26 protein-coding genes are annotated in these 24,768 nt (G+C 66.3%); 9 read left to right on the top strand and 17 right to left on the bottom strand.

Translation table 11 applies throughout. The features are described 5' to 3' along the window. Positions 1 to 21 precede the first annotated feature (21 nt). Genes B7D75_RS15875 through nudC form a run of 3 tightly spaced genes read left to right on the top strand, consistent with a single transcriptional unit; the run spans position 22 to position 3,397 of the window. Entirely contained in the window at positions 22 to 834 is an 813-nt protein-coding gene (locus B7D75_RS15875; RefSeq protein WP_003153567.1) for a crotonase/enoyl-CoA hydratase family protein, read from the top strand. 39 nt (positions 835 to 873) lie between these two features. Continuing rightward, a complete protein-coding gene (fimL, locus tag B7D75_RS15870; RefSeq protein ID WP_053814103.1) occupies positions 874 to 2,559 on the top strand; it encodes a type IV pilus/biofilm regulator FimL in 1,686 nt (561 codons plus the stop codon). 1 nt (position 2,560) lies between these two features. Next, the gene (nudC, locus tag B7D75_RS15865; RefSeq protein ID WP_012076159.1) at positions 2,561 to 3,397 is read left to right on the top strand and encodes an NAD(+) diphosphatase; all 837 of its coding nucleotides are present in this window, start codon (positions 2,561 to 2,563) and stop codon (positions 3,395 to 3,397) included. Here the strand turns inward: nudC and B7D75_RS15860 are convergent. Beyond that, the gene (locus B7D75_RS15860) at positions 3,365 to 4,144 is read right to left on the bottom strand and encodes a TSUP family transporter (protein ID WP_012076158.1); all 780 of its coding nucleotides are present in this window, start codon (positions 4,142 to 4,144) and stop codon (positions 3,365 to 3,367) included. The two genes, nudC and B7D75_RS15860, sit on opposite strands and share 33 nt — an antisense overlap. A gap of 100 nt (positions 4,145 to 4,244) precedes the next feature. Between B7D75_RS15860 and B7D75_RS15855 the strand changes: the two genes are divergently transcribed. Further along, a complete protein-coding gene (locus B7D75_RS15855) occupies positions 4,245 to 4,889 on the top strand; it encodes a hypothetical protein (protein WP_003153560.1) in 645 nt (214 codons plus the stop codon). On the opposite strand, the gene B7D75_RS15850 is transcribed toward B7D75_RS15855, so the two are convergent. Next, entirely contained in the window at positions 4,873 to 5,790 is a 918-nt protein-coding gene (locus B7D75_RS15850; protein WP_058136018.1) for a LysR family transcriptional regulator, read from the bottom strand. The two genes, B7D75_RS15855 and B7D75_RS15850, sit on opposite strands and share 17 nt — an antisense overlap. Positions 5,791 to 5,922: 132 nt before the next feature. On the opposite strand from B7D75_RS15850, the gene B7D75_RS15845 reads away from it, so the two are divergent. Then, positions 5,923 to 6,681, top strand: a complete 759-nt coding sequence (locus B7D75_RS15845) for an SDR family NAD(P)-dependent oxidoreductase (RefSeq protein WP_107114213.1) — start codon at positions 5,923 to 5,925, stop codon at positions 6,679 to 6,681. A gap of 137 nt (positions 6,682 to 6,818) precedes the next feature. On the opposite strand, the gene B7D75_RS15840 is transcribed toward B7D75_RS15845, so the two are convergent. From B7D75_RS15840 to B7D75_RS15825, 4 genes are all read right to left on the bottom strand, one after another. Further along, positions 6,819 to 7,586 carry an SDR family oxidoreductase gene (locus B7D75_RS15840; protein WP_012076155.1) on the bottom strand — a complete coding sequence of 256 codons (768 nt, stop codon included), beginning with the start codon at positions 7,584 to 7,586 and terminating at the stop codon, positions 6,819 to 6,821. A gap of 24 nt (positions 7,587 to 7,610) precedes the next feature. Beyond that, positions 7,611 to 8,681, bottom strand: coding sequence for a phosphotransferase family protein (locus tag B7D75_RS15835; protein ID WP_107114212.1), 1,071 nt, complete (start codon positions 8,679 to 8,681; stop codon positions 7,611 to 7,613). Positions 8,682 to 8,938: 257 nt separating this feature from the next. After that, a complete protein-coding gene (locus B7D75_RS15830; protein ID WP_003087993.1) occupies positions 8,939 to 9,253 on the bottom strand; it encodes an SCP2 sterol-binding domain-containing protein in 315 nt (104 codons plus the stop codon). A 60-nt stretch (positions 9,254 to 9,313) separates the two neighbouring features. Further along, the gene (locus B7D75_RS15825) at positions 9,314 to 10,024 is read right to left on the bottom strand and encodes a histidine phosphatase family protein (protein WP_034080086.1); all 711 of its coding nucleotides are present in this window, start codon (positions 10,022 to 10,024) and stop codon (positions 9,314 to 9,316) included. A gap of 233 nt (positions 10,025 to 10,257) precedes the next feature. On the opposite strand from B7D75_RS15825, the gene sohB reads away from it, so the two are divergent. Both sohB and B7D75_RS15815 read left to right on the top strand, forming a co-directional pair. Then, entirely contained in the window at positions 10,258 to 11,283 is a 1,026-nt protein-coding gene (gene sohB / locus B7D75_RS15820; protein WP_058145408.1) for a protease SohB, read from the top strand. A 58-nt stretch (positions 11,284 to 11,341) separates the two neighbouring features. After that, a complete protein-coding gene (locus B7D75_RS15815) occupies positions 11,342 to 12,334 on the top strand; it encodes a YhdH/YhfP family quinone oxidoreductase (RefSeq protein WP_107114211.1) in 993 nt (330 codons plus the stop codon). Here B7D75_RS15815 and B7D75_RS15810 read toward each other — a convergent pair. Both B7D75_RS15810 and B7D75_RS15805 read right to left on the bottom strand, forming a co-directional pair. Then, positions 12,321 to 13,196 carry an alpha/beta hydrolase family protein gene (locus B7D75_RS15810; protein ID WP_034080084.1) on the bottom strand — a complete coding sequence of 292 codons (876 nt, stop codon included), beginning with the start codon at positions 13,194 to 13,196 and terminating at the stop codon, positions 12,321 to 12,323. The genes B7D75_RS15815 and B7D75_RS15810 overlap by 14 nt on opposite strands. A gap of 93 nt (positions 13,197 to 13,289) precedes the next feature. After that, positions 13,290 to 13,751, bottom strand: coding sequence for a hotdog fold domain-containing protein (locus B7D75_RS15805; RefSeq protein WP_239481370.1), 462 nt, complete (start codon positions 13,749 to 13,751; stop codon positions 13,290 to 13,292). Positions 13,752 to 13,852: 101 nt separating this feature from the next. Here B7D75_RS15805 and B7D75_RS15800 point away from each other — a divergent pair, with 101 nt between their 5' ends. Then, a complete protein-coding gene (locus B7D75_RS15800; protein ID WP_034080082.1) occupies positions 13,853 to 14,434 on the top strand; it encodes a TetR/AcrR family transcriptional regulator in 582 nt (193 codons plus the stop codon). Positions 14,435 to 14,498: 64 nt separating this feature from the next. Here B7D75_RS15800 and B7D75_RS15795 read toward each other — a convergent pair whose 3' ends face one another. From B7D75_RS15795 to B7D75_RS15775, 4 genes are all read right to left on the bottom strand, one after another. Beyond that, a complete protein-coding gene (locus B7D75_RS15795; protein ID WP_034080081.1) occupies positions 14,499 to 14,996 on the bottom strand; it encodes a DUF934 domain-containing protein in 498 nt (165 codons plus the stop codon). Further along, positions 14,980 to 16,638 (bottom strand): nitrite/sulfite reductase, encoded by a 1,659-nt coding sequence (locus tag B7D75_RS15790; protein ID WP_107114210.1) that lies wholly within the window; start codon positions 16,636 to 16,638, stop codon positions 14,980 to 14,982. The genes B7D75_RS15795 and B7D75_RS15790 overlap by 17 nt, the downstream gene beginning before the upstream one ends. 411 nt (positions 16,639 to 17,049) lie before the next feature. After that, positions 17,050 to 17,277: a DUF2970 domain-containing protein gene (locus B7D75_RS15780; RefSeq protein WP_003098182.1), complete on the bottom strand. Its 228-nt coding sequence runs from the start codon at positions 17,275 to 17,277 to the stop codon at positions 17,050 to 17,052. A 64-nt stretch (positions 17,278 to 17,341) separates the two neighbouring features. Further along, positions 17,342 to 18,382, bottom strand: coding sequence for an RNA methyltransferase (locus B7D75_RS15775; protein ID WP_043103088.1), 1,041 nt, complete (start codon positions 18,380 to 18,382; stop codon positions 17,342 to 17,344). Between the two features lie 37 nt (positions 18,383 to 18,419). Between B7D75_RS15775 and B7D75_RS15770 the strand changes: the two genes are divergently transcribed. Continuing rightward, positions 18,420 to 18,773, top strand: a complete 354-nt coding sequence (locus B7D75_RS15770) for a DUF1883 domain-containing protein (protein WP_079383488.1) — start codon at positions 18,420 to 18,422, stop codon at positions 18,771 to 18,773. 18 nt (positions 18,774 to 18,791) lie between these two features. Here the strand turns inward: B7D75_RS15770 and B7D75_RS15765 are convergent, their stop codons facing one another. The 5 genes from B7D75_RS15765 to B7D75_RS29410 all read right to left on the bottom strand — a co-directional run bounded on the left by B7D75_RS15765 (position 18,792) and on the right by B7D75_RS29410 (position 24,675). Beyond that, on the bottom strand, positions 18,792 to 19,709 hold the full coding sequence (locus B7D75_RS15765; protein ID WP_043103086.1) for a lysophospholipid acyltransferase family protein: 918 nt from the start codon (positions 19,707 to 19,709) through the stop codon (positions 18,792 to 18,794). Beyond that, positions 19,699 to 20,997 carry a TolC family outer membrane protein gene (locus B7D75_RS15760; RefSeq protein ID WP_107114209.1) on the bottom strand — a complete coding sequence of 433 codons (1,299 nt, stop codon included), beginning with the start codon at positions 20,995 to 20,997 and terminating at the stop codon, positions 19,699 to 19,701. The genes B7D75_RS15765 and B7D75_RS15760 overlap by 11 nt, the downstream gene beginning before the upstream one ends. Then, complete coding sequence (locus tag B7D75_RS15755; RefSeq protein ID WP_058136009.1) at positions 20,994 to 23,096, bottom strand: peptidase domain-containing ABC transporter; 2,103 nt, start codon at positions 23,094 to 23,096, stop codon at positions 20,994 to 20,996. The genes B7D75_RS15760 and B7D75_RS15755 overlap by 4 nt, the downstream gene beginning before the upstream one ends. 2 nt (positions 23,097 to 23,098) lie before the next feature. Continuing rightward, positions 23,099 to 24,169, bottom strand: a complete 1,071-nt coding sequence (locus B7D75_RS15750) for an HlyD family efflux transporter periplasmic adaptor subunit (RefSeq protein WP_239481351.1) — start codon at positions 24,167 to 24,169, stop codon at positions 23,099 to 23,101. Between the two features lie 317 nt (positions 24,170 to 24,486). Beyond that, on the bottom strand, positions 24,487 to 24,675 hold the full coding sequence (locus B7D75_RS29410; RefSeq protein WP_123809545.1) for a hypothetical protein: 189 nt from the start codon (positions 24,673 to 24,675) through the stop codon (positions 24,487 to 24,489). Between the last annotated feature and the right edge of the window lie 93 nt (positions 24,676 to 24,768).

Here is a 24,768-nt window from a genome sequence, read left to right as displayed (position 1 = left end):
GCTCTGCCGAGGACTATCGCCGTGACCGAGTACAACGCATTCCGTGTGGAGCTGGCAGACAGGATCGCCCACGTCCAGATCAATCGTCCGGACAAGATCAATGCCATGAACCAGGACTTCTGGCGCGAGATCATCGAGATCTTCCGCTGGGCCGACGACACCGACGAGGTGCGGGTGGTCGTGCTGTCCGGGGCGGGCAAGCACTTTTCCTCGGGGATCGACCTGATGCTGCTGGCCCAGGTCGGGGCCCAGCTGGGCAAGGACGTCGGGCGCAATGCCGACGCCCTGCGACGCAAGATCCTCGAACTGCAGGCCTCGTTCAACGCTGTCGACAGATGCCGCAAGCCGGTGCTCGCGGCGATCCAGGGCTATTGCCTGGGCGGCGCCATCGACCTGGTCTCGGCTTGCGACATGCGCTACGCGACCGCCGATGCGCAGTTCTCGATCAAGGAGATCGACATCGGCATGGCCGCCGACGTCGGCACCCTGCAGCGCCTGCCGCGGATCATCGGCGATGGCATGATGCGCGAGCTGGCCTATACCGGGCGCATGGTCGACGGCGAGGAGGCGCGCAGCATCGGTCTGGTCAACCGCACCTATGCGGACCAGGCCGCTTTGATGGATGGGGTCTTCGAACTGGCGCGGCAGATCGCCGCGAAGTCGCCGATCGCCATCCGTGGAACCAAGGAAATGATTCGCTATATGCGCGACCACCGGGTCGACGACGGCCTCGAGTACGTCGCCACCTGGAACGCCGCCATGCTCCAGTCCGCCGACCTGCGGGTGGCGATGGCCGCGCATATGGCCAAACAGCAACCGGAATTCGCTGATTGATGCCGTTGTACATTCTTGCGCGGGAGGCGCACTAGGCCGATGGTCACAGGAGCCACGTCCCTCAGTCTGGTGCGCGACGAGTTGTTCGCCACCATGGAACAGGCCGAACAGGGCCTGGAGCAGTTCATTGCCGAGCGGCAGAACGGCAGCCTGCTGCAGCATGCCGTCGAATGCCTGCAACAGATCCGCGGCACCCTCAACCTGATCGAATTGGCCGGTGCCGAGTTGCTGGCCCAGGAGGCCCTGCAGCTGGCGACCGACATCCCCACCGGGGTCAGCGAGGAGCGCGACGGCCAACTGGCCGCCCTGGGCAATGCCCTGTACGTGCTGCGCCGCTACCTGGAGAACGTCGAGGCCAATCGCCAGGAGATCCCCGAGCTGCTGTTGCCGGCGATCAACGAGGTGCGTTGCGCCGCCGGGCAGCCGGCGCTGCCGGAGAGCTTCTTCTTCAGCGCTCGCCTGGATATCCCGCGGCCGCCGAGCACCGCCATCGACCACCTGCCTGCCGAGGCCGAGCTGGACGAGGAAAGCCGGCGCCTGCGGCACATGTACCAGATCGGCCTGCTCGGGCTGATCCGCGAACAGAACCTCTATCCGAGCCTCAAGCTGATGGGCCGTGCGCTGGCCCGCCTCGACAGCCTGCACGGCGGAGTGGCTCGCTCGCGGCTGTGCTGGATCGGCGCGGCGGCGATCGAGTCGATCGTCGATGGCCAGTTGCTGCCGCGCAAGTCGCGCAAGCAGCTGTTCTCGCGCATCGACCGGGAACTCAAGCAGTTGCTGATCGGCCCGGCCTACGAGGCGCCGCGCCATCTGCTCAAGGAACTGCTCTACCTGGTGGCGCTGTCCGACGGCCAGGGCCCGCGTTCGCGCGAGGTCCGCGAGCTGCATGGGCTGGCGCCGCTGCCGTTCACCGACCACCTGCTGGAAGAGGAATCGCAGCGCCTGTCCGGTCCGGGGCAGTCGGTGATGCGTTCGCTGTCAACGGCGATCCGCGAGGAACTGGCCGGGGTCAAGGACATGCTCGACCTGATCGAGCGCGGCGTGGCCCAGCCGGACAGCCTGAGCAACCTGCACGCGCAGTTGGGCAAGCTGAGCAAGACCCTCGGCATGGTCGGCCTGAATTCGGCCGGCACCGCCCTGCAAACCCAACTGCCCACCGTGGCCGCCTGGGCAGCCAGCGGCGTAGCCGACTCGCCGCAGGCGCTTCTGCGCCTGGCCGATGCGGTGCTGTACGTGGAAAGCATGGTCGGCAACCTGGAGCGTGGCGAGCGGCGCATCAGCCGGCCGTCTCCGCTGGAGGTCGGGGAGGCCGACGCCTTCGCGGTACACCAGCTGGCGGAGGCGCGCATCGTGGTGATCGAGGAGGCCAAGGCCGGCCTGGCGCTGGCTAAGCGGGCGATAACCGCCTATCTCGAATCCAACGGCGACAAGCTGAACCTGGCCAACGTCCCGGCGAGCCTGCAGGCCGTCCGCGGCGGCCTCTGGTTCCTCGGCCAGGAGCGCGCCGCGCTGCTGGTCGGCGGTTGTGCCGACTACATCCAGCAACGCATGATCGAGACTGCGCAGATGCCCTCGGAACAGATGCTGGAAACCCTCGCCGACGCCCTGACCAGCCTCGAGTACTATCTCGAGGGCGGGGCCGTGCTGCGCCCGCAGGGCCAGCCGGACGTGCTCGACCTGGCCAGCGCCAGCGTCAAGGCGCTCGGCCTGCCGGTGGCGGCCTGAGATGGCCGGCGAGTTCCGCTGGCAGGCTGGCCGGCCGGATACCGCCCAGGCGGGTGGCTGGGCGCTCGCGCACTGCCAGCAGCGTTTCCTCCAGGACGACAACGGCCTGCTGTTCCCCCGTGAATGGCTGAAGCGCCAGGACCTCCCGCTGCTGGCCGAGCATGGCGTCGGCCATTGGCAGGGTGAGCCGGTCTACCTGCTGGAGCTGGACGAACCGCTGGAACTGCCGGGAATGGCCTGGACGCCGCTGCGCCAGTTCATGCTGCACGGCGACTTCGACCAGTTCTGCATGCTCGGCTATGCCAGCCAGATCGGCATCTGGGCGCGCCACAACCGCTTCTGCGGCAACTGCGGCACGCGCATGCAGGCGCTGGGTCACGAGCGGGTGATGCAGTGCCCGCAGTGCAACCTGCACCAGTATCCGCGCCTGTCGCCGAGCATGATCGTGCTGGTCACCCGCGGCGACGAAGTGCTGCTGGCGCGTTCGCCGCGCTTCGTGCCGGGGGTCTACAGCACCCTGGCCGGTTTCGTCGAGGCCGGCGAGTCGGTGGAGCAGTGCGTGGTCCGCGAGGTGCGTGAAGAGGTCGGGGTGGAAGTCGCCAACCTGGAATACATAGGCAGCCAGAACTGGCCGTTCCCGCATTCGCTGATGCTCGGTTTCCACGCCGAGTACGTTTCCGGCGAGATCGTCCCGCAGGAGGACGAGATCGAGGACGCCCAGTGGTTCTCCCTCGACGCCTTGCCGCCGTTACCGGCGCAGCGCTCGATCGCCCGGCACCTGATCGACCTGTACCTGGCGCGCCGTTCAGGCGCCGCTGAACCAGTGCTGCCAGGCTAGCCGCGCGGTCAGCGCCAGCACCACCAGGATGAACACCGGGCGAATGAACCTCGCCCCGCCACCGATGGCGGTGCGCGCGCCGAAATAGGCGCCGATCATCAGCGACCCGCCCATGCACAGGCCGAGCAGCCAGACCACCTGGCCGGAGGCGATGAACACCGCCAGCGCCACGACGTTGCTGACGAAGTTCATGCTTCGCGCCACGCCGCTGGCGCGTACCAGGTCCAGGGGGTACATCAGTAGCGAACTGACGGTCCAGAAGGCACCTGTGCCCGGACCCGCCACCCCGTCGTAGAAGCCCAGGGCCAGGCCTTGCGGCCACTGGCGTTTGCGACCGACCGGAGCATCGGCGTCCAGCGGCGCCTTCGGCGTGCCGCCGAAGAGCATGTAGAGTCCGCAGACGAACACCACCGCCGGGAGCATCCGGTTCAGCCATTCGGCGGGCAGCAGGTGGGCGGCCCAGGCCCCCACGGCGGCACCGATGGCGGTGGCGAGCAGGCCGTTGCGCCACTTGCCGGGATGGAACAGCTTGCGCCGGTAGAAGGTGTAGCTGGCGGTCGCGGCGCCGAAGGTCGAGCTCAGCTTGTTGGTGCCCAGCGCCAGGTGCGGCGGGACGCCGGCGGTGAGCAGGGCAGGGATGGTCAGCAGACCGCCGCCACCGGCGATGGCGTCGATGAAGCCGGCGAGAAAGGCCACTGCGGCCAGGATGATCAGGGTGCTGGGGTCTATCGCGAGTTCGAAGGGCATGAAAAACCGGACCTGCTTCCAATCGGGAAACGGCCTCGCTGGCCGTCGGGAGGAGCGGTGCGCATAATGCCCGCAATTTCACCTAGAAGGAATCGCTTGCATGCAGTACGACGGCCTGGCCTGGGCATTCGCGCTATTGGCCTTGCTGGCCATCCTGGTCGCGGCGCGCATCCTGTTCGAGCGCACCTGGTTCCTCGGTTGGCTGCGCGGTACCTGCGGCCTGGCCTTCGTCGCCCTGGCGGCATTGCTGCTGGCGCTGGCCTGGGACCTGCGCAGCTATTCATTGCTCAAGCCCGAGCAGCCGATGGCCACCCTGAGCTTCCAGGCCGAAGGGCCGCAGCGTTACCGGGTATTGATCCAGGAGGGCGCCAGCGAACGCAGCGTAGTGCTGGACGGCGAACTCTGGCAACTGGATGCGCGGATCTTCCGCTGGAAGGGGCTGGCCGCCCTGATCGGCCTGGCGCCGGGCTACCGGCTCGACGCGCTGAGCGGCCGCTTCCTGGCCCTCGAGCAGCAATCCCGCGGCCGACGCCTGAGCCTGTCGCAGAGTCCGCTGGGCGTCGATCTCTGGCGCTGGCTGCGGGCCGGCGAGCACGATCTGTTCCTGTTCGAACCGCTGGCCGGGCGGGTGACCTTCCTGCCGATGGCGGACCAGGCCGTGTTCGCGGTGAACTACGGGGTCGCCGGGCTGCTTGCCGAGCCGATGAACCCGGCGGCCGAGGCAGCGCTCAGGGACTGGCGCTAGGTTTCCCGCCGAAGCTCGGCTCGGCGGCGACCGCCTGGGCCACTTCGCGAAAGCGCTCGACCAGCGCCGATGGCGTGCGGTAGGCCAGTGCCAGCCGGTAGGGAATCCGCGCTCGTCCGTGCAGGGGACGGAAGACCACGCCGGGCGGCCGCAGCGGCTGCAGCAGCGAAGGCACCAGGGCGACGCCGATGCCGCCGGCCACCAGGCCGGCGATGGTCTGCATCTGCCGCGCTTGCTGTACCACGTTCGGGACGAAGCCGGCCTCGGCGCAGGCGCTGGCGATCAGGTCGTGCATGCCCGGGCCGTGGTGCCGTGGGAAAAGCAGCCAGGGCTCCCCGGCTAGTTGCTCCAGGCGCAGGTTGGCATGGTGCGCCAGGGGATGGCCCTCGGGCAGCGCCACGCGCATCTCCCCATCCACCAGCAGGTGCGTGTGCAGGCCAGGCTGGCGCTCCACCGGGAGGACGATCAGCCCGGCATCGGTGCGGTCCTCGCGCAATGCTTCCAGTTGCGCCGCGGTGGTGTCTTCCTGGAGTTGGAAGTCCAGCGCGTCGCCGCCTTGGCGGAACGCCTGGAGGATGCGCGGAAGGAGCAGGTTGATGGTGCTGTCGACGAACGACAGGCGCAGCGTCGGGCGCCCGCTGGCGGCGCTGCGGGCGGCCGCCAGGGTGCGTTCGGCCTGGGCCAGTGTGCGCCGCGCCTCGTCGAGGAAGGCGCGTCCCGCCGGGGTCAGGCGGTGGATGCGGTTGTCGCGTTCCAGCAGGCGCGCGCCGACTTCCTCTTCCAGCCGCCGGATGGCCGTGGTCAAGGGCGGCTGGGCCATGTGCAAGCGCTCAGCGGCGCGGCGGAAGCTGAGCTCCTCGGCCACCGCGACGAACTGGCGGAACTGGCGCAGGTCGGCCACTGCGATACCTCCCGGATATGGCGTGTTGAGAAAGACAGTATTGGATATATCGCGGCGTAACGTCCGACAATTCTCCCGTCCACTCGCTCTGGCCAGACGAGGCGACCCCATCTCCCACAGAGGAAGCCTGTCATGCATACCCATCCTTCTCCGCGTAGCGCGCTGGTCACCGGCGGCTCCTCGGGCATCGGCCTGGCCATCGCCCGACATCTCCAGCAACAAGGCTATCGGGTCGCCCTGGTGGCCCGCGACCGACGACGCCTGGAGGCTGTCTCCGCCGAGCTGGGCGGTGTGGCCTGGATGGCCGCCGATCTCGCCCGACGCGACGACGTCGAGGCGGTCGCCGCCTGGATCGGCGAGACCTTCGATACGCTCGACGTACTGGTGAACAATGCCGGCTTCACCCGGTTGGTCGCCGCCACCACGCCCCTGGCGGAAGCAGAGCGGGAGTGGGATGCATTGCTGGCCGGCAACCTGAAGAGCGCCTTTCTCATGTCGCTGGCGTTGTTGCCACGCTTTGCCGAGGAGGGTGGACGGATCATCCACATCGGCTCGATCGCCGCCCTGGCCGGCAGCGGCAGTCCCGGCGCGCTGGGTTACGCGGCAGCCAAGGCCGGCCTGCACGGCTTCGGCCTGGCGCTGGCACGCGAACTCGGACCGCGCGGAATCACGGTGAACAGCGTGGCACCGGGCTACATCGCCGATACCCGGTTCTTCCCCGGCGGTCTCGACCCGCAGCGGGTGGCCGCCATCGTCGGGGAAACCCCGCTGGGCCGGACCGGGCGAGTCGAGGACATCGCCGCGGCGGTGGCCTGGCTGGCCTCGCCCGAGGCTGGCTTCGTCACCGGAACGGTGGTCTCGGTGAACGGTGGCTGGCGGGTCGGCAACTGAAGCGGAAGCGCCGGGTAACGCCTATGGCATCCGGCTGCCCGAGAACGCAGCTGAATAGCCCGCACTCGTGCGAGGCACTGGCAATCCTGAAATGAAAAGAGGGAGCCTTGGCTCCCTCTCGTGCGCTCGCCGTTCCGTCAGGAAAGGAAACCGCCGTCGACGTTCAGCGCCACGCCGGTGGTGTAGCTGGACGCCTCGCTGGCCAGGTAGAGCACGGCACCGGCCATTTCGCTCGGCTCGGCCACGCGCTTGAGCGGGATGCGCTGCAGGGCGAGGTTGCGGATCGCGTCGTTCTTCACCAGCGCCGAAGCGAACTTGGTGTCGGTCAACCCTGGCAGGAGGGCATTGCAGCGGATGCCGAACTGCGCGCATTCCTTGGCGAAGACCTTGGTCATGCTGATCACCGCGGCCTTGGTCACCGAGTAGATGCCCTGGAACTCGCCGGGCGATACGCCGTTGATCGAGGCCACGTTGATGATGCTGCCGCCACCGTGCTCCTTCATCAGCTTGCCGCCCTCGATGGACATGAAGTAGTAGCCGCGGATGTTGACGTCGACGGTCTTCTGGAAGGCGCCCAGGTCGGTTTCCAGGACGTTGCAGAACTGCGGGTTGGTGGCGGCGTTGTTGACCAGGATGTCGAGGCGGCCGAACTGTTCGCGGATCTGCGCGAAGACGTTCTGGATCTGCTCCATCTCGCCGATGTGGCAGGCGATCGCGGTGGCCTTGCCGCCCTCCGCGGCGATCGCGTCGGCGACCGCCTGGCAGCCGTCGATCTTGCGGCTCGAGACGATCACGTGGGCGCCTTGCTGGGCCAGGAGCTTGGCGATGGCCTCGCCGATGCCGCGGCTGGCGCCGGAGACGAAGGCGATCTTGCCGTCGAGGTCGAACAGGTGGGTCTTGGACATGGGCTATCCCCTTGTAGTGGTCGGTTACAGGCGGGAGCGCTCGATGGCCTGCAGGCTCATCTGCTCCAGCAGCTTGTTCATCTGCACGAACTGGGCGAAACGCTTGTCCTGGGTCTGCCCGTGGTAGTAGCGGTAGTAGATCTGCTGGACGATCCCGGCGAGGCGGAACAGGCCGTAGGTGTAGTAGAAGTCGAGGTTGACGATCGGCCCGATGCCGGCACGCTCGGCGTAGTAGTCGGCGAACTCGCGGCGGGTCAGCATGCCCGGCAGGTGGCTGGGCTGGCGGCGGGTCATTTGCACCGGCGCCGGGTCGCCGGCTTCCACCCAGTAGGCGAGCGTGTTGCCGAGGTCCATCAACGGGTCGCCGAGGGTGGCCAGTTCCCAGTCGAGCACGCCGATGATCTGCATCGGGTTATCCGGGTCGAGGATGACGTTGTCGAAGCGGTAATCGTTGTGCACGATGCCCGGCTTGTGGTGGTCGGCCGGCTGCTTGTCCTTCAGCCACGCCTTGACCGGCTCCCAGAGCGGCGCGTCGGGGGTCAGGGCCTTCTCGTAGCGGTCGGTCCAGCCGGCGATCTGGCGCTGCACGTAGCCTTCCGGGCGACCCAGGTCGGCCAGCCCGCAGGCGGCATAGTCGACGTTGTGCAGCTCGACGAACTTGTCGATGAAGCTCTTGCACAGGCTGCGGGTCTGTTGTTCGTCGAGATTCAGCTCCGGCGGCAGTTCGGCGCGCAGGATGATGCCCTTGACCCGCTCCATGACGTAGAACTCGGCGCCGATCACCGACTCGTCGGTACAGTAGAGATAGGCTTTCGGGCAGTAGGGGAAGCCGGCGTTCAACTGGTTCAGGATGCGGTATTCACGGCCCATGTCGTGGGCCGACTTGGCCTTGTGGCCGAATGGCGGGCGACGCAGGACGAACTCCTGGCGCGGGTATTCGATGAGGTAGGTGAGGTTGGAGGCGCCGCCGGGGAACTGGCTGATCTTCGGGGTGCCTTCGAGGCCGGGGATATGGGCTTTCAGGTACGGGTCGATGACGGCGGCGTCGAGTTCTTCGCCGGCGCGGATGCGGGTGGACTGGTCGGTCAGCGACATGGGGTTCCCTTCTCGTGGTGCCACGGCGGAGCCGCGGAAGCCGGTGCGCGCATCAGGCTGCGCAATGATGGTGACCGGCGATAATTGGCTAATCTAATGCCCTGTCCCGGGCCTCACAAGCCGCCGCCGGGCGTTATGGGCAAGCGTGTTGCCGCTCCATCACGGTGCCTGATCGTCGGCCTGGAGGAATGCCGGACGAAAAAAAACCGGAGCCGCGAGGGACTCCGGTCTTCCTTCTGGCATGACGCCGGAAACGATCAGACCGGGAACAGTTCGCCCAGCTTCATCGCCAGCATCATGTCGCCTTCGGCGCGCAGCTTGCCGGCCATGAAGGCCTGCATGCCGTCGGTCTCGCCGCTGGTGATGCCTTTCAGGGTCTCGCTGTCCATGATCAGGGTGACGTTGGGGTTCTCGGCGTCGCCCTGTACCACTTCGCAGGTACCGTCCTTGACGACCAGGTAGTGGTTGTCGCCGTCTTCGATGTTGAACTGGAACACCAGATCCAGGCCGGCGGCCGCGCTGGCGTTGAACTTGCTTTTCATGGTGGAGACGATGTCAGCAACGGTGGTCATGGGTTCTATTCCTTTCTTCTAGGGTTTTTTCGGCGACCGGAACGGTCGCGGTAGGCCGGCTCATCGATAGGTGATGAGGTCCGGCGCCTTCAACAGTTCCAGGTGCACGTGACTGTTGAAGGAAGCCAGTGACACTTCCTCGCCGCGGAACTTCAGGCGAGTCAGCGAGGTATTGACGATCTGCCAGTTCAGCTCGAAGGCCTTGAGCGGCGGAATGCCGACGATCAGCTGGAGCAGGGCGGTGATGGTGCCGCCGGAGGTGAACACGGCAATCCTGTCCTTGCCGCTGGCCTCGGCCAGCAGACGGCGAAGACCGTCATGGACCTTATCGAGGAATCCGGCCCAGCTTTCCAGCCCATCTTTCTCATGGTTGCCGGAAACCCAGCGCGCGATGATGGTGGAAAACAGGCGCTGGAACTCCGCCCGATGCTCGGCGGCATGGCGAAGGATATGCAGGGCCTCGGGTTGCTCCTCGAGCAGGTCCGGCAGGTGCGCGCGGATCACCGCGTCGGCTTGGAATTCGTCGAACGCCGGATCGACTTCCAGTTCCGCTGTCTGCAGGCCGCCGGCCCGCAGGCGCTCGAGGGCGGCGCGGGCGGTGTGCTGCTGGCGGCGCAGGCCGCCGCTGAGCACGCGGTCGAAACGGACGCCGAGGTTCAGCAGGTGGTCGCCGAGGATCTCCGCCTGGCGCACGCCGGTCGGCGACAACACGTCGTAGTCGTCGGCACCGAACGACGCCTGGCCATGTCGAATCAGGTAGATGCTGCCCACGGGCGGACCTCGGCGGGTGAAAGTTCCGCGAGGGTATGAGGATCACCGGGGGCTGTCAACGAAAAAACATACGCTTGTTTGAATGCCATTCGCTGCCTTTATCGGCCTGCCCGGGCGCGCCCTGCGAAGGTTCTTCCGGCAGCGGCATCGCTGGCCGCCCGTCGGTGGCCTGGGTATGCTTGCGCAATCGTGTCGCCCGCCGATGGGTGCGTCAACAGTAGAGAGGGGGTTGTGTGGAGTTCATTGCCGAATATGCGGGCTTTCTGGCCAGGACCGTGACCGTGCTGGCGGCGATCATCGTGGTGCTGGTGGTGATCGTCGCCCTGCGTGGTCGCGGACGGCGCGGCGCAGGCGGGCATCTCGACGTGCAGAAGCTCAACGACTTCTACAAGGACCTGCGCGAGCGCGTTCGCCATAGTGTCCTCGACAAGGCCAGCCTCAAGGCCCTGCACAAGGAGGAGAGCAAGGCCGCCAAGCAGGCGAAGAAACATCCTGAACAGAAATCGCGGGTCTACGTCCTCGACTTCGACGGCGACATCAAGGCCTCGGCCACCGAGCAACTGCGCCATGAGGTGACGGCGGTGCTGAGCATGGCCGGCAAGGACGACGAGGTGGTGCTGCGCCTGGAAAGCGGCGGCGGCATGGTCCATGGCTACGGCCTGGCGGCCTCGCAGCTGGCGCGTATCCGCCAGGCCGGGGTGCCGCTGACCGTCTGCGTCGACAAGGTGGCGGCCAGCGGCGGCTACATGATGGCCTGCATCGGCGAGCGGATCCTCTCCGCGCCCTTCGCCATCCTCGGCTCGATCGGCGTGGTGGCGCAGTTGCCCAACGTCCATCGCCTGCTGAAGAAGCACGACATTGACTTCGAGGTGCTTACCGCTGGCGAATACAAGCGTACGCTGACGGTATTCGGCGAGAATACCGAGAAGGGCCGGGAAAAATTCCAGGAAGACCTGGAAGTGACCCACGAACTGTTCAAGAACTTCGTTGCCCACTACCGGCCGCAACTGAACATGGACGAGATCGCCACCGGCGAGGTCTGGCTGGGCCAGGCCGCGCTCGGCAAGTTGCTGGTGGACGAACTCAAGACCAGCGACGAATACCTGGCCGAGCAGGCCCGGGAACGCGACGTCTACCAGGTGCGATTCGTTGAACGCAAGAGCCTGCAGGAGCGTGTCGGCCTGGCCGCCAGCGTGATCATCGATCGCGTGCTGGTGACCTGGTGGGGACGCCTCAATCAGCAGAAGTTCTGGCAGTAGGCCGGCGCTGGCAGGGACGAACAGGCTGTCTTAAGGGTTTTCACGAGAGGAGGTCGAAATGGCTGTATTCAAGGCGTTGTGGGTGACGGAAGCGCCCCACGGCGTTTACGAGACGCAGGTGGTCGAGCGCGATACCGGCGACCTGCCGGCGGGCGACGTACTGATCCGCGTGCAGTATTCCTCGCTGAACTACAAGGACGCGCTGTCCGCCAGCGGCAACCGTGGGGTGACTCGCAAATACCCGCATACCCCCGGCATCGATGCCACCGGTGTGGTCGCCGAGTCCTCGGTGGCCGAGTTCGCTCCCGGCGACGAGGTGATCGTCACCGGCTACGACCTGGGCATGAACACCGCCGGTGGCTTCGGCCAGTACGTCCGGGTGCCGGCGGCCTGGGTGATCAAGCGCCCGCAGGGGCTGAGCCTGCGCGAGGCGATGATCCTCGGCACCGCCGGCCTGACCGCGGCGCTGTGCGTGGACAAGCTGGAGCGCAGTGGCCTGCGTCCTGATCACGGTTCGGTGCTGGTCACCGGCGCCAGCGGCGGGGTCGGCAGCATCGCCGTGGAGCTGCTGGCCAAGCTCGGCTACACCGTGGCCGCGGCCACCGGCAAGCTGGAACAGGCCGAGTTCCTCAACCGCCTGGGTGCCAAGCAGATCCTCGACCGCGCCACCGTCGCCGATGGCGTCGACAAGCCGTTGCTCAAGGAGCAGTGGGCCGGCGCGGTGGACACCGTGGGCGGCGACATCCTCTTCAACGTGGTCAAGTCGCTGCAGTACGGCGGCAGCGTCGCCTGCTGCGGGCTCACCGCCGGCGCCGGCTTCAAGGCCTCGGTGCTGCCGTTCATCCTGCGCGGGGTGAACCTGCTCGGGGTGGACTCGGTGGAGCTGCCCCTGGTGGTCAAGGCGTCCATGTGGGACAAGCTGTCCCTGCAGTGGAAGCTCGACAACCTCGAAGAGGTGGTGCGCGAGATCACCCTGGAGGAATTGCCGGGCGCGATCAACCAGATCCTTGCCGGCAAGCTGGTCGGCCGGGCCCTGGTCAACCTCGGCTGAGAGCGTTGCCGGAGCTCAGCTCCGGCAGCAGGTAGCCCGCCCACAGCGACTCGGCGAACTGCGCCCGGAAGAAGCCGAAGTGACCGATGTGGCGGGCGCCGATTTCTTCAGGCGCGATGCGCCAGGCGGTTTTCGGCGCTTCGCGGTAGAAGCCCAGCAGCGATTCGATGCTGCGTCGGGACATCATTTCGTCATCGGTGAATGACAGCGATACCATCGGCGTGCGTACGGTGGAGAAGGCCCGGCGGATGTCCTCGCCATCCGCCAGGGCGTACTGCGGGTGCAGGCACCAGCGCCGCCACTGTTCGATCACCCCGCGCGGCAGATCGCCGACCATGCCCAGGCGGCGGCCCGGGAAATAGCCGAGAAGGGGTGTCAGCAGGGGCGCGATGACATACCACAACAGCCAGACCCTGTTGCGCAGCGGGACGCTGTTTTCCTTCCAGTAGCCGCTGCCGCTGGCGATGCTGAAGATTCGCGCGATGCGTTCGCGCCCTTCGACGAAAGGCAGGATCTGGCCGCCCAGGCTATGGCCGATCCAGTACAGCGGCCTGTCCCCTATCTCGGCGAGCGCGGCGGCGAGCATGGCGCTGCAGTCGTGGCGAGCCCAGTCCAGCACGCTGACCTCCAGTCCGCGCAGCGGCCCGCTGCGCGACTGCCCCATGCCCAGGTAGTCGAAGGTCACGGCGAGATAGCCCCGCTCCGCCAGCCAGGCGGCAAACGCCGCGTAGAAGCGTTGCTCCACGCCCATCGCCGGCGCGATCAGTGCGCAGCCGCGCGGCGCTCCTTCGGGCCGGTACCAGTGGCTGGCCAGTATGTGGCCGTTGCCGTTGTCGATGGCTCGGTGTTGCGCTCGGCTCATGTGGCGCTCCGGTGTCTGTCCAGCACTACGAGGATAGGATCAGGCGAGTGCGCGCCTCCAGCCGGCCGAAAGCACGGTGGGAGGCGCGTGGCCTCAGGCCTGCTGGCTGACGTACATGGTGATCTCGGCGCGGAATACCGGCTGGTCGTCGACATAGGCGACCACCGGCACCACCAGGTTGCCGGTGGCGTTCCAGTCGACCTGGCTGCCGTCGGCCACCGCGCGCACGTCGCCAGTGGCCTTGGCCAGGTACTCGACGGTCATGCCGCGCGGAATCCAGCGGTGGCCGGCGGGGATCGAGGCGTCGGTCATGGTCCCGGCGACCAGTTCGGCGGCATTGCACAGCGCGATGGCGTGCACCGTGCCAATATGGTTCAGCACCTCGCGGCGCTTGGGAAGGTGACTTCGGCATAGCCGGGGCGCAGTTCGACGAACTGCGGGGCGATGCTGGCGAAATAGGGTGCGAACTGGCCGATCATGGCGCTGAACTGGGCCGGGCCGACCTGCCGGTACATCTGCATCATCTGACTCATGGGAAAACTCCGGGCGTTTCAGGATTGAAGATGTGTGCGCACCGGGGCAGTATACGAACGTTAGAAATTTATTCTAGAAAAATATTCTAGTCAGCGTTTCGACGATTATCGACAAGGACCGACATGGGCCGTTCCTCCCGCAAAGACGAGATTCTCCAGGCCGCCTTGGCCTGCTTCAGCGAGCATGGCGTGGACGCCACGACCATCGAGATGATCCGCGATCGTTCCGGCGCGAGCATCGGCAGCCTCTACCACCATTTCGGCAACAAGGAACGCATCCATGGCGAGCTGTACCTGGCGGGGATCGGCCAGTACGCGGCGTTGCTCGAAGCCGGCTTCGCCAGGGCGAGCAGCGCCGAGGAAACGGTCAGGCTGCTGGTCACCAGCTACATCGACTGGGTGGTGGCGAATCCCGACTGGGCGCGTTTCATCCTGCACAGCCGCGGGCGGGTGGAGGCGGGGGAACTGGGTGAGCGCCTGCGGGCCTACAACCAGGCGCACTTCGCAAGGATCCATGCGGCACTGGCGGGATATCGGGCCGAGGGCCTGTTCCGCGAGATGCCGGACGACTGCTTCGCCTCGGTGGTGATCGGCCCGGCCCACGACCTGGCCCGCCAGTGGCTGGCCGGACGGAGCCGGGTGGCGCTGGCCGACTGTCGCGAACTGCTGGCGCAGGTGGCCTGGGACAGCGTACGGGCGGCCTGAGGCGTCCGTGGCGCCAGGAACGGAAAAGCCCCGCCGAAGCGGGGCTTTTTCTCATGGATTGGGCTCAGCCGCGCCGACGGAACAGCGGCAGCGGCTGTTCCACCGAGGTCTGGTAGACCTCGCTGAAGTCGTCCAGGCTGGCCAGGGCGTCTTCCGGGCTGCGGTCGGCACGGATGGCGTAAGCGTCGAAGCCGCAGCGGCGCATGAAGAACAGCTGGTCGCGCAGCACGTCGCCGATGGCGCGGATCTCGCCCTTGTAGCCGTAGCGCTCGCGCAGCAGGCGCGCGCTGCTGAAGCCGCGGCCATCGGTGAAGACCGGGAAGTTCACCGCGATCACCTGGAACCTGTCGAGGTCGCCGGCGATGCTTTCCGGTTCCTCGTCCGCGTCCAGCCAGACCCCCAGGCCGCCGTCGCGGCCGCGCAGGGCCGGGCCGTGCTCGAGCCACAGGGCCAGTGGGATGATCACGTCGTCGCTGTTGGGCACGCTTTCCAGGGTCGCGTCCTTGGGCAGCACGTGCCAGCGGTCGTCGACCACCTGGCGGTCCTTAATGATTCGCTGCATATACGCGCTCCTTGAACGGGTCGATACCGATACGGCGGAAGGTGTCGATGAAGGGCTCTTCCTCGGTCCGGCGTTCCACGTAGACCTGGATGATCTTGTCGATCACGTCGGCCATCTGTTCCTGGGCGAAGGACGGACCGAGGATCTGCCCGAGGCTGGCGTCGCGCGCCGAGCTGCCGCCGAGGGAGACCTGGTAGAACTCCGCGCCTTTCTTGTCGACCCCGAGGATGCCGATGTGGCCGACATGGTGGTGGCCGCAGGCGTTCATGCAGCCGGAGATGTTCAGGTCGATGTCACCGATGTCGAACAGGTAGTCGAGATTGTCGAAGCGACGCTGGATGGCCTCGGCGATCGGGATCGACTTGGCGTTGGCCAGGGAGCAGAAGTCGCCGCCCGGGCAGCAGATGATGTCGGTCAGCAGGCCGACGTTGGGTGTGGCGAAGCCCAGTTCGCGCAGTTCGCCCCAGAGGGTGAACAGCTCGCCCTGCTCGACGTCGGCGAGGATGATGTTCTGGTTGTGGCTGTTGCGCACCTCGCCGAAGCTGTAGCGGTCGGCGAGGTCGGCGATGGCGTCCAGCTGCTTGTCGGTGACGTCGCCCGGGGCCTGGCCGGTGGGTTTCAGCGAGAGGGTCACGGCGATGTAGCCGGCCTTCTTGTGGGCGAAGGTGTTGCGTGCGCGCCAGCGGGCGAAGCCGGGATGCTCGGCATCGAGCCGGGCGAGGGATTCGTCGAGGTCGTCGAGGGCCTTGTAGGCGGGATCGACGAAGTGCGCGGCGACGCGCTGGACTTCGGCCTCGGTGAGGGTGCTCGGACCGTCCTTCAGGCTGGCCCATTCGGCCTCGACGCGCTCGGCGAAGACTTCCGGGGTCAGCGCCTTGACCAGGATCTTGATCCGCGCCTTGTACTTGTTGTCGCGACGGCCATAGCGGTTGTACACGCGCAGGATGGCGTCGAGATAGCCGAGCAGGTGCTGCCAGGGCAGGAACTCGTTGATGAAGCTGCCGACGATCGGGGTCCGGCCCAGGCCGCCGCCGACCGAGACGCGGAAGCCGAGCTCGCCGGCCCCGTTCTTCACCGCTTCCAGGCCGATGTCGTGCACCTCGATGGCGGCGCGGTCGCTCACCGCGCCGTTCACCGCGATCTTGAACTTGCGCGGCAGGTGGGCGAACTCGGGATGGAAGGTCGACCACTGGCGAATGATCTCGCACCAGGGACGGGGGTCCACCAGCTCGTCGCGGGCGACGCCGGCGAACTGGTCGGTGGTGGTGTTGCGGATGCAGTTGCCGCTGGTCTGGATCGCGTGCATCTGCACGGTGGCCAGTTCGGCGAGGATTTCCGGCACGTCCTCCAGTTCCGGCCAGTTGAACTGCACGTTCTGCCGGGTGCTGATGTGGGCGTAGCCCTTGTCGTAGTCGCGGGCGATCTGCGCCAGCTTGCGCAACTGGCGCGAGGAGAGCAGGCCATAGGGCACGGCGATGCGCAGCATCGGGGCATAGCGCTGGATGTAGAGGCCGTTCTGCAGGCGCAGCGGGCGGAACTCCTCGCCAGTCAATTCGCCCGTCAGGTAACGGCGGGTCTGGTCGCGGAACTGCTTGACGCGGTCCTCGACGATCCGTTGGTCGTACTCGTCGTATACGTACATGAATTTTCCTGCTGTCAGGCTATGCGGCTTACTGCGTTAACCAGCGCGCACGGCTACGCGCTCCACGCGGAGTGGGCGCACGATACCAGTTCGGGGTTATGCGTAAAAGTGATGTTTGAGTATATGGTAAGAACCAAAAAGCCTAAGGCGTCAGGCAAGCATAACTGCTTTGCAAGCGTGCCTTTCTTGAGCGATGGGCGGCGCTGGTCTTAACTGGAACATGCCTTTCGATGTCTTCGTCCCGGATACTCACAAGAAGCAGGGGGAGTCATGAGCGAGCCGAGCAAAACCCAGGAAAACCGCGATAGCGTGGTCGACGCGCGCGCGGCCTTCGTACTGATCCTGCTGGTGGTGGCCACCGCCGTCTTCTGGGTCAGCCACCAGTGACGCCTAGCCTCGGCGGCCGCCGGGTCAAAGGCCGCTGAGGCTCAGCACCAGCTTCACGATCCCCGCCAGCAGCAGCACGAACACCAGGGTGAACAGCAGGCCCAGCATGATGAAGTGGACGGGCTTGCCGTGGGTGAAGTCGCGGGCGCGGTTCCGCCCGCTCTGCACGCCGAAGGCGGCAGCCATCACGCTATGCAGCATCTGCCAGAAGGTCGGCGGCTTCTGGTTCGGTTCTTCCGTCTCGATACCCATCGGTGGTCCTCCCTTTTCCATACCTGCCCTGAGAGTCTAGACCCTTGGCGGGAGGAGGGTGGCTTCAGGCCTGGCGGGCGGGGATGCGCCGTTCCGCCGTGCCCTGCGTGGCCCTGGCGCGCAGTTGCCCGCAGCCGCCGTCGATGTCCTGGCCGGCCGAGTTGCGCACCTTGGTCAGCACGCCGCGGCTGTGCAGGTAGCGCACCAGCTCGACTATCCGCTCTCCGCGCGGGCGCCGGTAGGCGTCGCCGTCCATGCTGTTGTAGGGGATCAGGTTCATCACCGCGAAGCGGCCCTTGAGCAGGCGCAGGATGCCGTCCATTTCCTCGAGGCTGTCGTTGACGCCTTCGAGCAGGGTCCACTGGTACTGGATCGGATAGTCGACCTGGCGCGCGTAGGTTTCACCGGCCTCCACCAGTTCTTCGGGGCTCAGTGGCGGCGCCTTGGGCAGCAGCCGTCGGCGCAGTTCGGCATCGGTGCTGTGCAGGGAGAGGGCCAGCGCGGGTTTCACCCGCTGCCCGGGCAGGCGCTCGAATACACGGGGGTCGCCGACCGTGGAGAGCACCAGGTTCTTGTGGCCGATGCCGCCGTCGGTGCCGAGCAGGTCGATGGCTTCGAGGACGTTGTCGAGGTTGTGCGCCGGCTCGCCCATGCCCATGAACACCACTTTCTTCACCGCTCGCCGGCGCCGCGCCAGGACCACCTGGGCGACCATTTCCAGGCTGCCGACCTGGCGCAGCAGGCCGCTGCGGCCGGTCATGCAGAACACGCAGCCGACCGCGCAGCCAACCTGGGTCGAGACGCACAGGCCGCCGCGCGGCAGCAGCACGCTCTCCACCATCTGCCGGTCGGCCAGCTCCACCAGCAGGCGCGACGAACCATCGCTGGCCGGGTGTTCGCTGTGCAGGCGGGCGATGCCTTCCAGTTCCTCGGCCACACGTGGGAGGCCCTGGCGTACGCTCAACGGCAGGAAGTCCTCGGCCCGTTGGCGGGCGGTACAGGCATCCAGGGCCCGGCCCTGCAGCCAGGCGCGGACGATCCTCCCGCAGTGCAGGGGCTTGGCGCCGAGGTCGGCGAGGCGCTGGTGGAGGTCTTGGCTACGCATGGGGCGCGCATCCTACCATTGCCCGCCATGAGGCGGTATGGCCGGCGCCGACGTGCTATCGTTGCGCTCCGCTCCACCCCAGCAACGGAACCGTTCCATGAAATTCGTCCACCAGCGCGAACACCTCAACGAAGACGACATCGTGGTCATCGAGTGTTCGCAGCAATGCAACATCCGTCTGATGAACGACGCCAATTTCCGCAGCTTCAAGAATGGCGGCCGGCATTCCTACCACGGTGGAGCCTTCGACCGCTTCCCGGCGAAGATCAAGGTGCCCAGCACCGGGTTCTGGAACATCACCATCGATACCGTGACCCGGCGCCCGATCAGCGTGACGCGCAAGCCGAACTTCAAGTGGTCGATCAGGTTCGTACGCCGCTCCGGCAACTGATGAGGCCGACGCAGGTCCTCACTTGCGCGGCGCGAATCCATATTGGGCCGGATGTCCAGCGATGATCCAGTCCGGGTAGGCGTGCCGGCATGCCCGTTCGATGCAATCGGCCAGTTGTTGCGGCGCCTCGTCCCGCGCCAGCCTGATCGGCTCGAACAGCACGTGACCGAAGCGACCTTTCGCGAAGGTCAGATGGAAGGGTAGCAGCAGGGCGTCCAGGCGCGCGCCGATACGGAATACGCCGCGGTGGATCCGGGCCGGTCGGCCGAGCATCGAGACAGCGATCGTTTCCATCGGATAGCGTTGCATCAGATAGGGCGGCACATCGGCGAACAGTACCGCGAGGCGATCCCGGCGCAGCGCCTGGAGCACTTTCAGGCCGAGTGCGTTGCGGTTGCTTTCATCGTAGGTATGCAGCAGGCGCAGGCCAGGTGCTAGCGCCCGCTCCCGATGCCCATAGTCTGCGCGGGGTACGCCGGAAACCACGGCTATCTCGTCGAGTCCCAGCAGCGAGCGTAGCCGGTCCATCAGGTAGATATTGGCGTGCTGCGACACGTAGTGGAACGGCGAGAGAATCACCGGCTGGCCCGGTAGGTCCCGGTGGAGCCTCTGGAGACTCTCGTGCAGGGCGCAGGCCGTCTCTTCGAGATCCGGCCAGCGGGACGGCCTTCCAGCGATCCGCTCCAGCAGAAAGCGCTGGTCCAGCAGTCGTTCCAGATGGCCGGCAGCGCAGGTGCGCCACACGGCCTCACGCTCCAGGGACAGGGTCGTTTTCCCCCATTCGTAGCGTAGCCAGCCGTTCCAGCGCGTGCGGGAGTCGAACAGGCTGCGCGTGCACCATGACAGCAGCGCAAGCCGTTCGATGCCGTGCGGCGACAACCGCAGCAGAAACCGGTCATGCCAGCGCAGTGCGGAGTTCGACAATCTAATGCGCATCGTTTGCCAGCCAGTGGTCCAGCCGGGCGATGTCGCCCAGATCAAGGGCGGCCGCGTCGGCTTTCAGCGAAAGATAGGACGTAAGCATGTCGTGGTGCGCCTGGACCAGTTCCTTCGAGCTGTCATGCAGGGCTTCCTGGGCGCGCAGGACGTCGAGGTTGCCACGACTGCCGGCCAGGTAGCCCATTCGCGTTGCCGCCAGGGCGGCTTGCCGGGCCTGGACCAGATCGTTCAGCGTCTCGTTGCGCTCGCGGGCCCAGATGAAGTTCTCGAAGGACTCGCGGCTATCGCTGCTGGCCTGGCGCGTCGCCTCCAGCAACTCGTTACGGGCCAGGTCCTCCGAGGCCAGGGCCTGGCGTACGCGGGTACGGATTTCGCCACCGGTGAACAGCGGCACGGTAACGGTCAGCATGGCCGTGGTGGTCGTGGTGGGCCTGGCGTAGCCGGAAGCGGCGCCCGAGGGAGAATGGGTACCGCTGAGACTGACCACCGGATAGCGCTGGGCGCGAGTCCTTTCTGCGTCATCCTGTGCGGCGCGGACCTTCAGTTGTCCGAGCTGTACCCCATAGTTTTTCGTTTCGGCCTGATGCACCCATTGCTCGATGCTGCCCGGTTCGAGCCACGGTGCGGGGATGCTCGCCAGGTTCCTTGGGGCTAGGCGGGCTGGTCGGCCGCTCAGGCTTTCGAGTTCTCGCAGCTTCGAGTCGAGTGCATGGCGCGCCGAGCGTCGTTGCAGGCGGGCGCTGTCCAGGCGAACCTGCGCTTCCCGCATGTCGATCAATGTCGCTTCACCGCCCTGGTGCTGATGAAGGACGAGCGAGTGTTGCGCCTGGACAGCGTCCAGGTAGCCCTGTGACAACTCCAGGACATCTTGTGCCTGGAGCGCGTCGAAATAGCTTCGCGCGGTGCGCAAGAGCAGATCCTGCCAGGCCTGCGCGTATTCCAGGCGCGAACGCGCACTGGCTGTGCCGGCCTGTTTCAGCGCGATCCAGCGTTGCCAGTCGAACAGTGGCTGGGTGAGGGAAACCGTCCAGCCATTCTGCCGGTAGCTGATCGAGGGTACATCCTCGGTTTCGATCCGATTGTAGGCTCGGCCCCAGCCGCCCTCCAGCCTGGGCAGGAGCGCGGAGCGTGCCCGCGGGACCTCCAGGCGGCCGATCTCTACGCTGGCACGCCCACCGGCGAGCCCTGCGTCGTAGGCAAGGGCATCATTGACCAGCGCCAGCAGCTCGCCCGCGGTTGCGGGGCCGGTGCAGATCAGGGCGAGCAGGAAAATCAGCCGTCTCATGGCGTCGCCAGCCCGGCCTGCCGGCCACGAGATAGCAGGGTTCCGTCGTGCATCTGGTAGCAGCGTTCGAAACTGGCTGCCAGCGCACGATCGTGGGTGATCACCACGAGGGTACGATCGAGGTCGCGCAGCAACCCGGCGATGCGCTGGACGGAGGCCGGGTCGAGGTTCGAGGTTGGCTCGTCCAGCAGCAACAGCTCGGCGGGCTGGTACAGCGCCCGTGCCAGCAGCAGGCGTTGGCGCTGGCCGGCGGAAATGTTGGCGATGGAGTCGCTGATGACGGTTCGGGTGCGCATGGGCAGGCGCATCACATCAGCCAGCAGACCTACCTGGTCGAGCAGGTGGTGGATGCGCTGCTGGTCGGCGTTGGCGCTGAACAGCGAGATGTTGTCGGCGATGGTGCCGCGCAGGATCAGATCGCCCTGGCGCATCTGGGTCATGTGGCGGCGAATCTCGTCGACCGCCAGGTTGGCGAAGTCCACGCCGTTGAGACGGATCTCGCCGTGCTGAAGAGGCTCGGCTGCGCACAGGAGTTTGAAGAGGGTCGACTTGCCGCTGCCGGAGGGGCCGAGGATAGCGATCTTGTCGCCCTTGCGGATGTCCAGGTTGACCGCGTCCAGCACGTTACGGTCGGAGGCCCCGTAGCTGAAGGACAGGTCGTGGACCTGCAGCCCCTCGAAGTGGCGGAACTCTGCCGGGCCACCGGACTGCTCGGCGGCGGCATAGCGTTCCGGGGGATTGTCGATCACGTCGGCCACCCGCTCCACCGGTACGCTCAGCATGAAGCGGCCGAACAGAGCGTTGATGGCCTGCGCCAGGCGCTCGGATGCCAGGGACTTGTAGATCATGAATGAGTAGAAGACGCCCACGGACAGCTTGCCGTCGAGCATGAGGCCGGCCGAGAGCCAGGTTATGGCGATGACGTCCATGTAATCGACGAACTTGAGCACGCCATCGCGGATCGCGGAGAGCCTGGCGCTGTCCAGCATCGCGGCGGCATAGGCCCTGAACTTGCCCATGTAGATCGAGGTGCGCCGGACCTCGCCGGAGGCGAGCTTGACCAGGCTGGCGCCGCGGATCGTCTCGATGAGTGTGTCGTCGCATTCCGCGGAGTGTTCCAGCACCCGCATGTGGGCGTCGCGCATGGGGACATACAGGGCGAACGCGGTCGCCAGGTACAGCGCGAAGATAGCCAGCGCGACGGCGGTCAGCAGCGGGCTCTGGACCAGCATCAGCAGCAGCGCGGCAAGCCCGACCACGAGGTCGATGCGCAACGAGATGGCTGTATGCACCGTATAGTCGTTGATTTCGTCCTGGGACTTGAGCCGGGCGAACAGGTCGCCTACGTTGCGTTTCTCGAAGTAGGGGATCGGGTTGCGCAGCAACTGGCCGACCAGTCCCTGGGTGACGTTGACGCTTACCAGCGCGGTGACCAAAGCGGTCAGATAGGACTGGACCAGCGTGCTGATGGTCCCGACCAGGAAAATGCTGGCGAAGGTGAAGGCCAGGATGTGCAACAGGTTGCGATTGTCGCTGGTCACGACCTGGTCGAGGACCAGGTTGCCGAAGTAGGGCATGGCCAGGATCGCGAACTGTCCTCCGATCGCGACGAACATCAGCTTGCCGATCTGGCCACGCAGTTGCGGATTGAGTTCGCGGACACGGGCAAGGGCCGCCGGTATCCGGGAGCGTGCGCGTATGCGTGGCATGCGTGGGGTCGGCGCGCACTCGAGCAGGTAGCCCGAAACGTTCGCCAGGAACATGTCGAGGGCTATGCGCCGGCGGCCCAGCGCGGGGTCGATCACCTGGACGTAGCCGCGGCGGTACTTCTCGAAGACCACGAAGTGGGCTCCGCCGAAGTGGACGATCGCGCCACGCTTGATCTCCCCGAGGTCTCCGGCATCGAACCGGTAGGCCTGCACGGCGAGGCCGAACTCGGTGGCCACATCGTACAGATCCATCAAGGTCAGCCCATGGGAGGAGATCGGGCGCTGCGCGGTAATCTCGCGGACTTCCGTGGCGCGGCCCAGATGACACAGCACCATCGCCAGGCAGGCGTAGCCGCAATCGGCCACTTCGTTCTGGTAGATGACCCGCATGATCAGCCCCGCACCATCTGGAACAGCGGTTCGAGTACCCACTCGGCGATGCTCCTGCGCTCGACGACGATGCTGGCGGTACCCTGCATGCCGGGCAGTATGCGCAACGGCCGGCGCGCCGGGCCGAAGCTGTCGCTCGGAAGGAGCGCCCAGGCCATGTAGTCGGCTTGGCGCACCGGGGTGGGGAGCGCTGGCGGGGATGTCGGCTCGACCTTGCCCATGGTGGTGCCGGAGATCGACCGTATGCGTGCTTCCACCGCGCCGAAGCGGGCGTACGGGTAGGCGTCGAGCTTGATCTTGACCGTCTGGCCCTCGCGGACGAATCCGCGCTGCCGCGACGGAATGCGCAGCATCACCGACAGCGATTGCGAGGAGCCGGTATCGATCACCAGGCTGATGTCCTCGCTCTGCAGCGTGTGGCCTGCAACCAGGCTGGAAAAGGCGATGGTGCCGTTCCGGGGCGCGGCGACGACGATGTCCTGGCGTTCGTTCTCGAAGCGCGTTTGCACGTCCTGGATGTCGCGCGCGCGCTGGGCGTCCAATTCTGCTATCTGGGCCTGGAGTTCGTGGCGCGCACCGCGCAGCGTTTCGATCTCCGCCTGCAATGAAAGACGCCGGGCGTCACCCTGTGCTGCGTCCGCCTCGCTTTGATGCTGGCGTGCGCGTGCCTGCTCCAGGCGCTCGGCGGTGACGTAGTCGGCAAGGCCCAGCAGGCGTTCGAGCGTGGCCCGTGTATCCCGGACCAACTGGCGGGCGCGTGAACGTTGCCTGTCCAGTGCCTGGAGTTCGCGGGTCCGTGCCATCTCGCTCAGTTCGCCGGCCTGCAGGCGGGCGGAGAGGGCCGAGCGACGATCGACGAATTGCGCCTCGATGGTGGCCAGCTTGGCATCGCGCATGCGTTCGTCGAATTTCGGTCGTGGGGTTCCGTCGCTGGAAAGCGTCAGGTCGCGGCTCAGCTCGAACAGCGGCTGGCCCTCGCGGACAGGCTGTCCGGGAGCTACCAGGACACGGGTGACGAGTCCTTCGTGGCCGGTGATCTTGAGTTCGGAAGGCGAGACGATTTCGCAAGGCACGTCCCGCTTCAGCTCGACCTCCTGAACGAACGCGAAGACGACACCCCCCAGGACCGCGGCCGATGAACAATAGGCGATCCAGCGCCACGATACATCACTGAAACGCGGCAGTTTGCCTGCTTGTAGACTCAATTTCCTGACCTGTCGCGAAAAGCCTGCCGGATACTCTTGTGGGAAGTGGCAGGTAGCTGAAAGGGCTGGCCGGTCCCCCTCGACCAGCCAGCGCGCCCGGACGGCGAGCGATGCGCTAGTCCGTAACGGGCAGATGAAACCGGCGCGACAGGCTCGTGGCTTGCCGCGGCCGGTTCCATGCCGGCTCAGGCCCAGCGAGCGGGCGGTGGAACGGTCACTCCACCGCCGCCACCCGGGTTGGTGGGTGGCGTGGGCGGGGTGGGCGCCGGCGTGGTATTGGCTGTCCGGTTGTAGTTGGTCGGGGTGGAGCGGTACTTGCAGCAGCCTCCAGCAAGTTCGGACTGGGCGAGCGCTTCGCGGGTGATCTTCTTCATAGGATCATTCAACCTCTCGATAAACGTTTATTGATAGGTGACGCCGGATCTGAATTCGTTTCAGCACCTCCTTGGCCAATGGGGAAAGAACGC

Source organism: Pseudomonas paraeruginosa (genome assembly GCF_003025345.2).
Lineage (GTDB): Bacteria > Pseudomonadota > Gammaproteobacteria > Pseudomonadales > Pseudomonadaceae > Pseudomonas > Pseudomonas paraeruginosa.
This window is presented reverse-complemented; position numbering and strand designations above follow the sequence as displayed.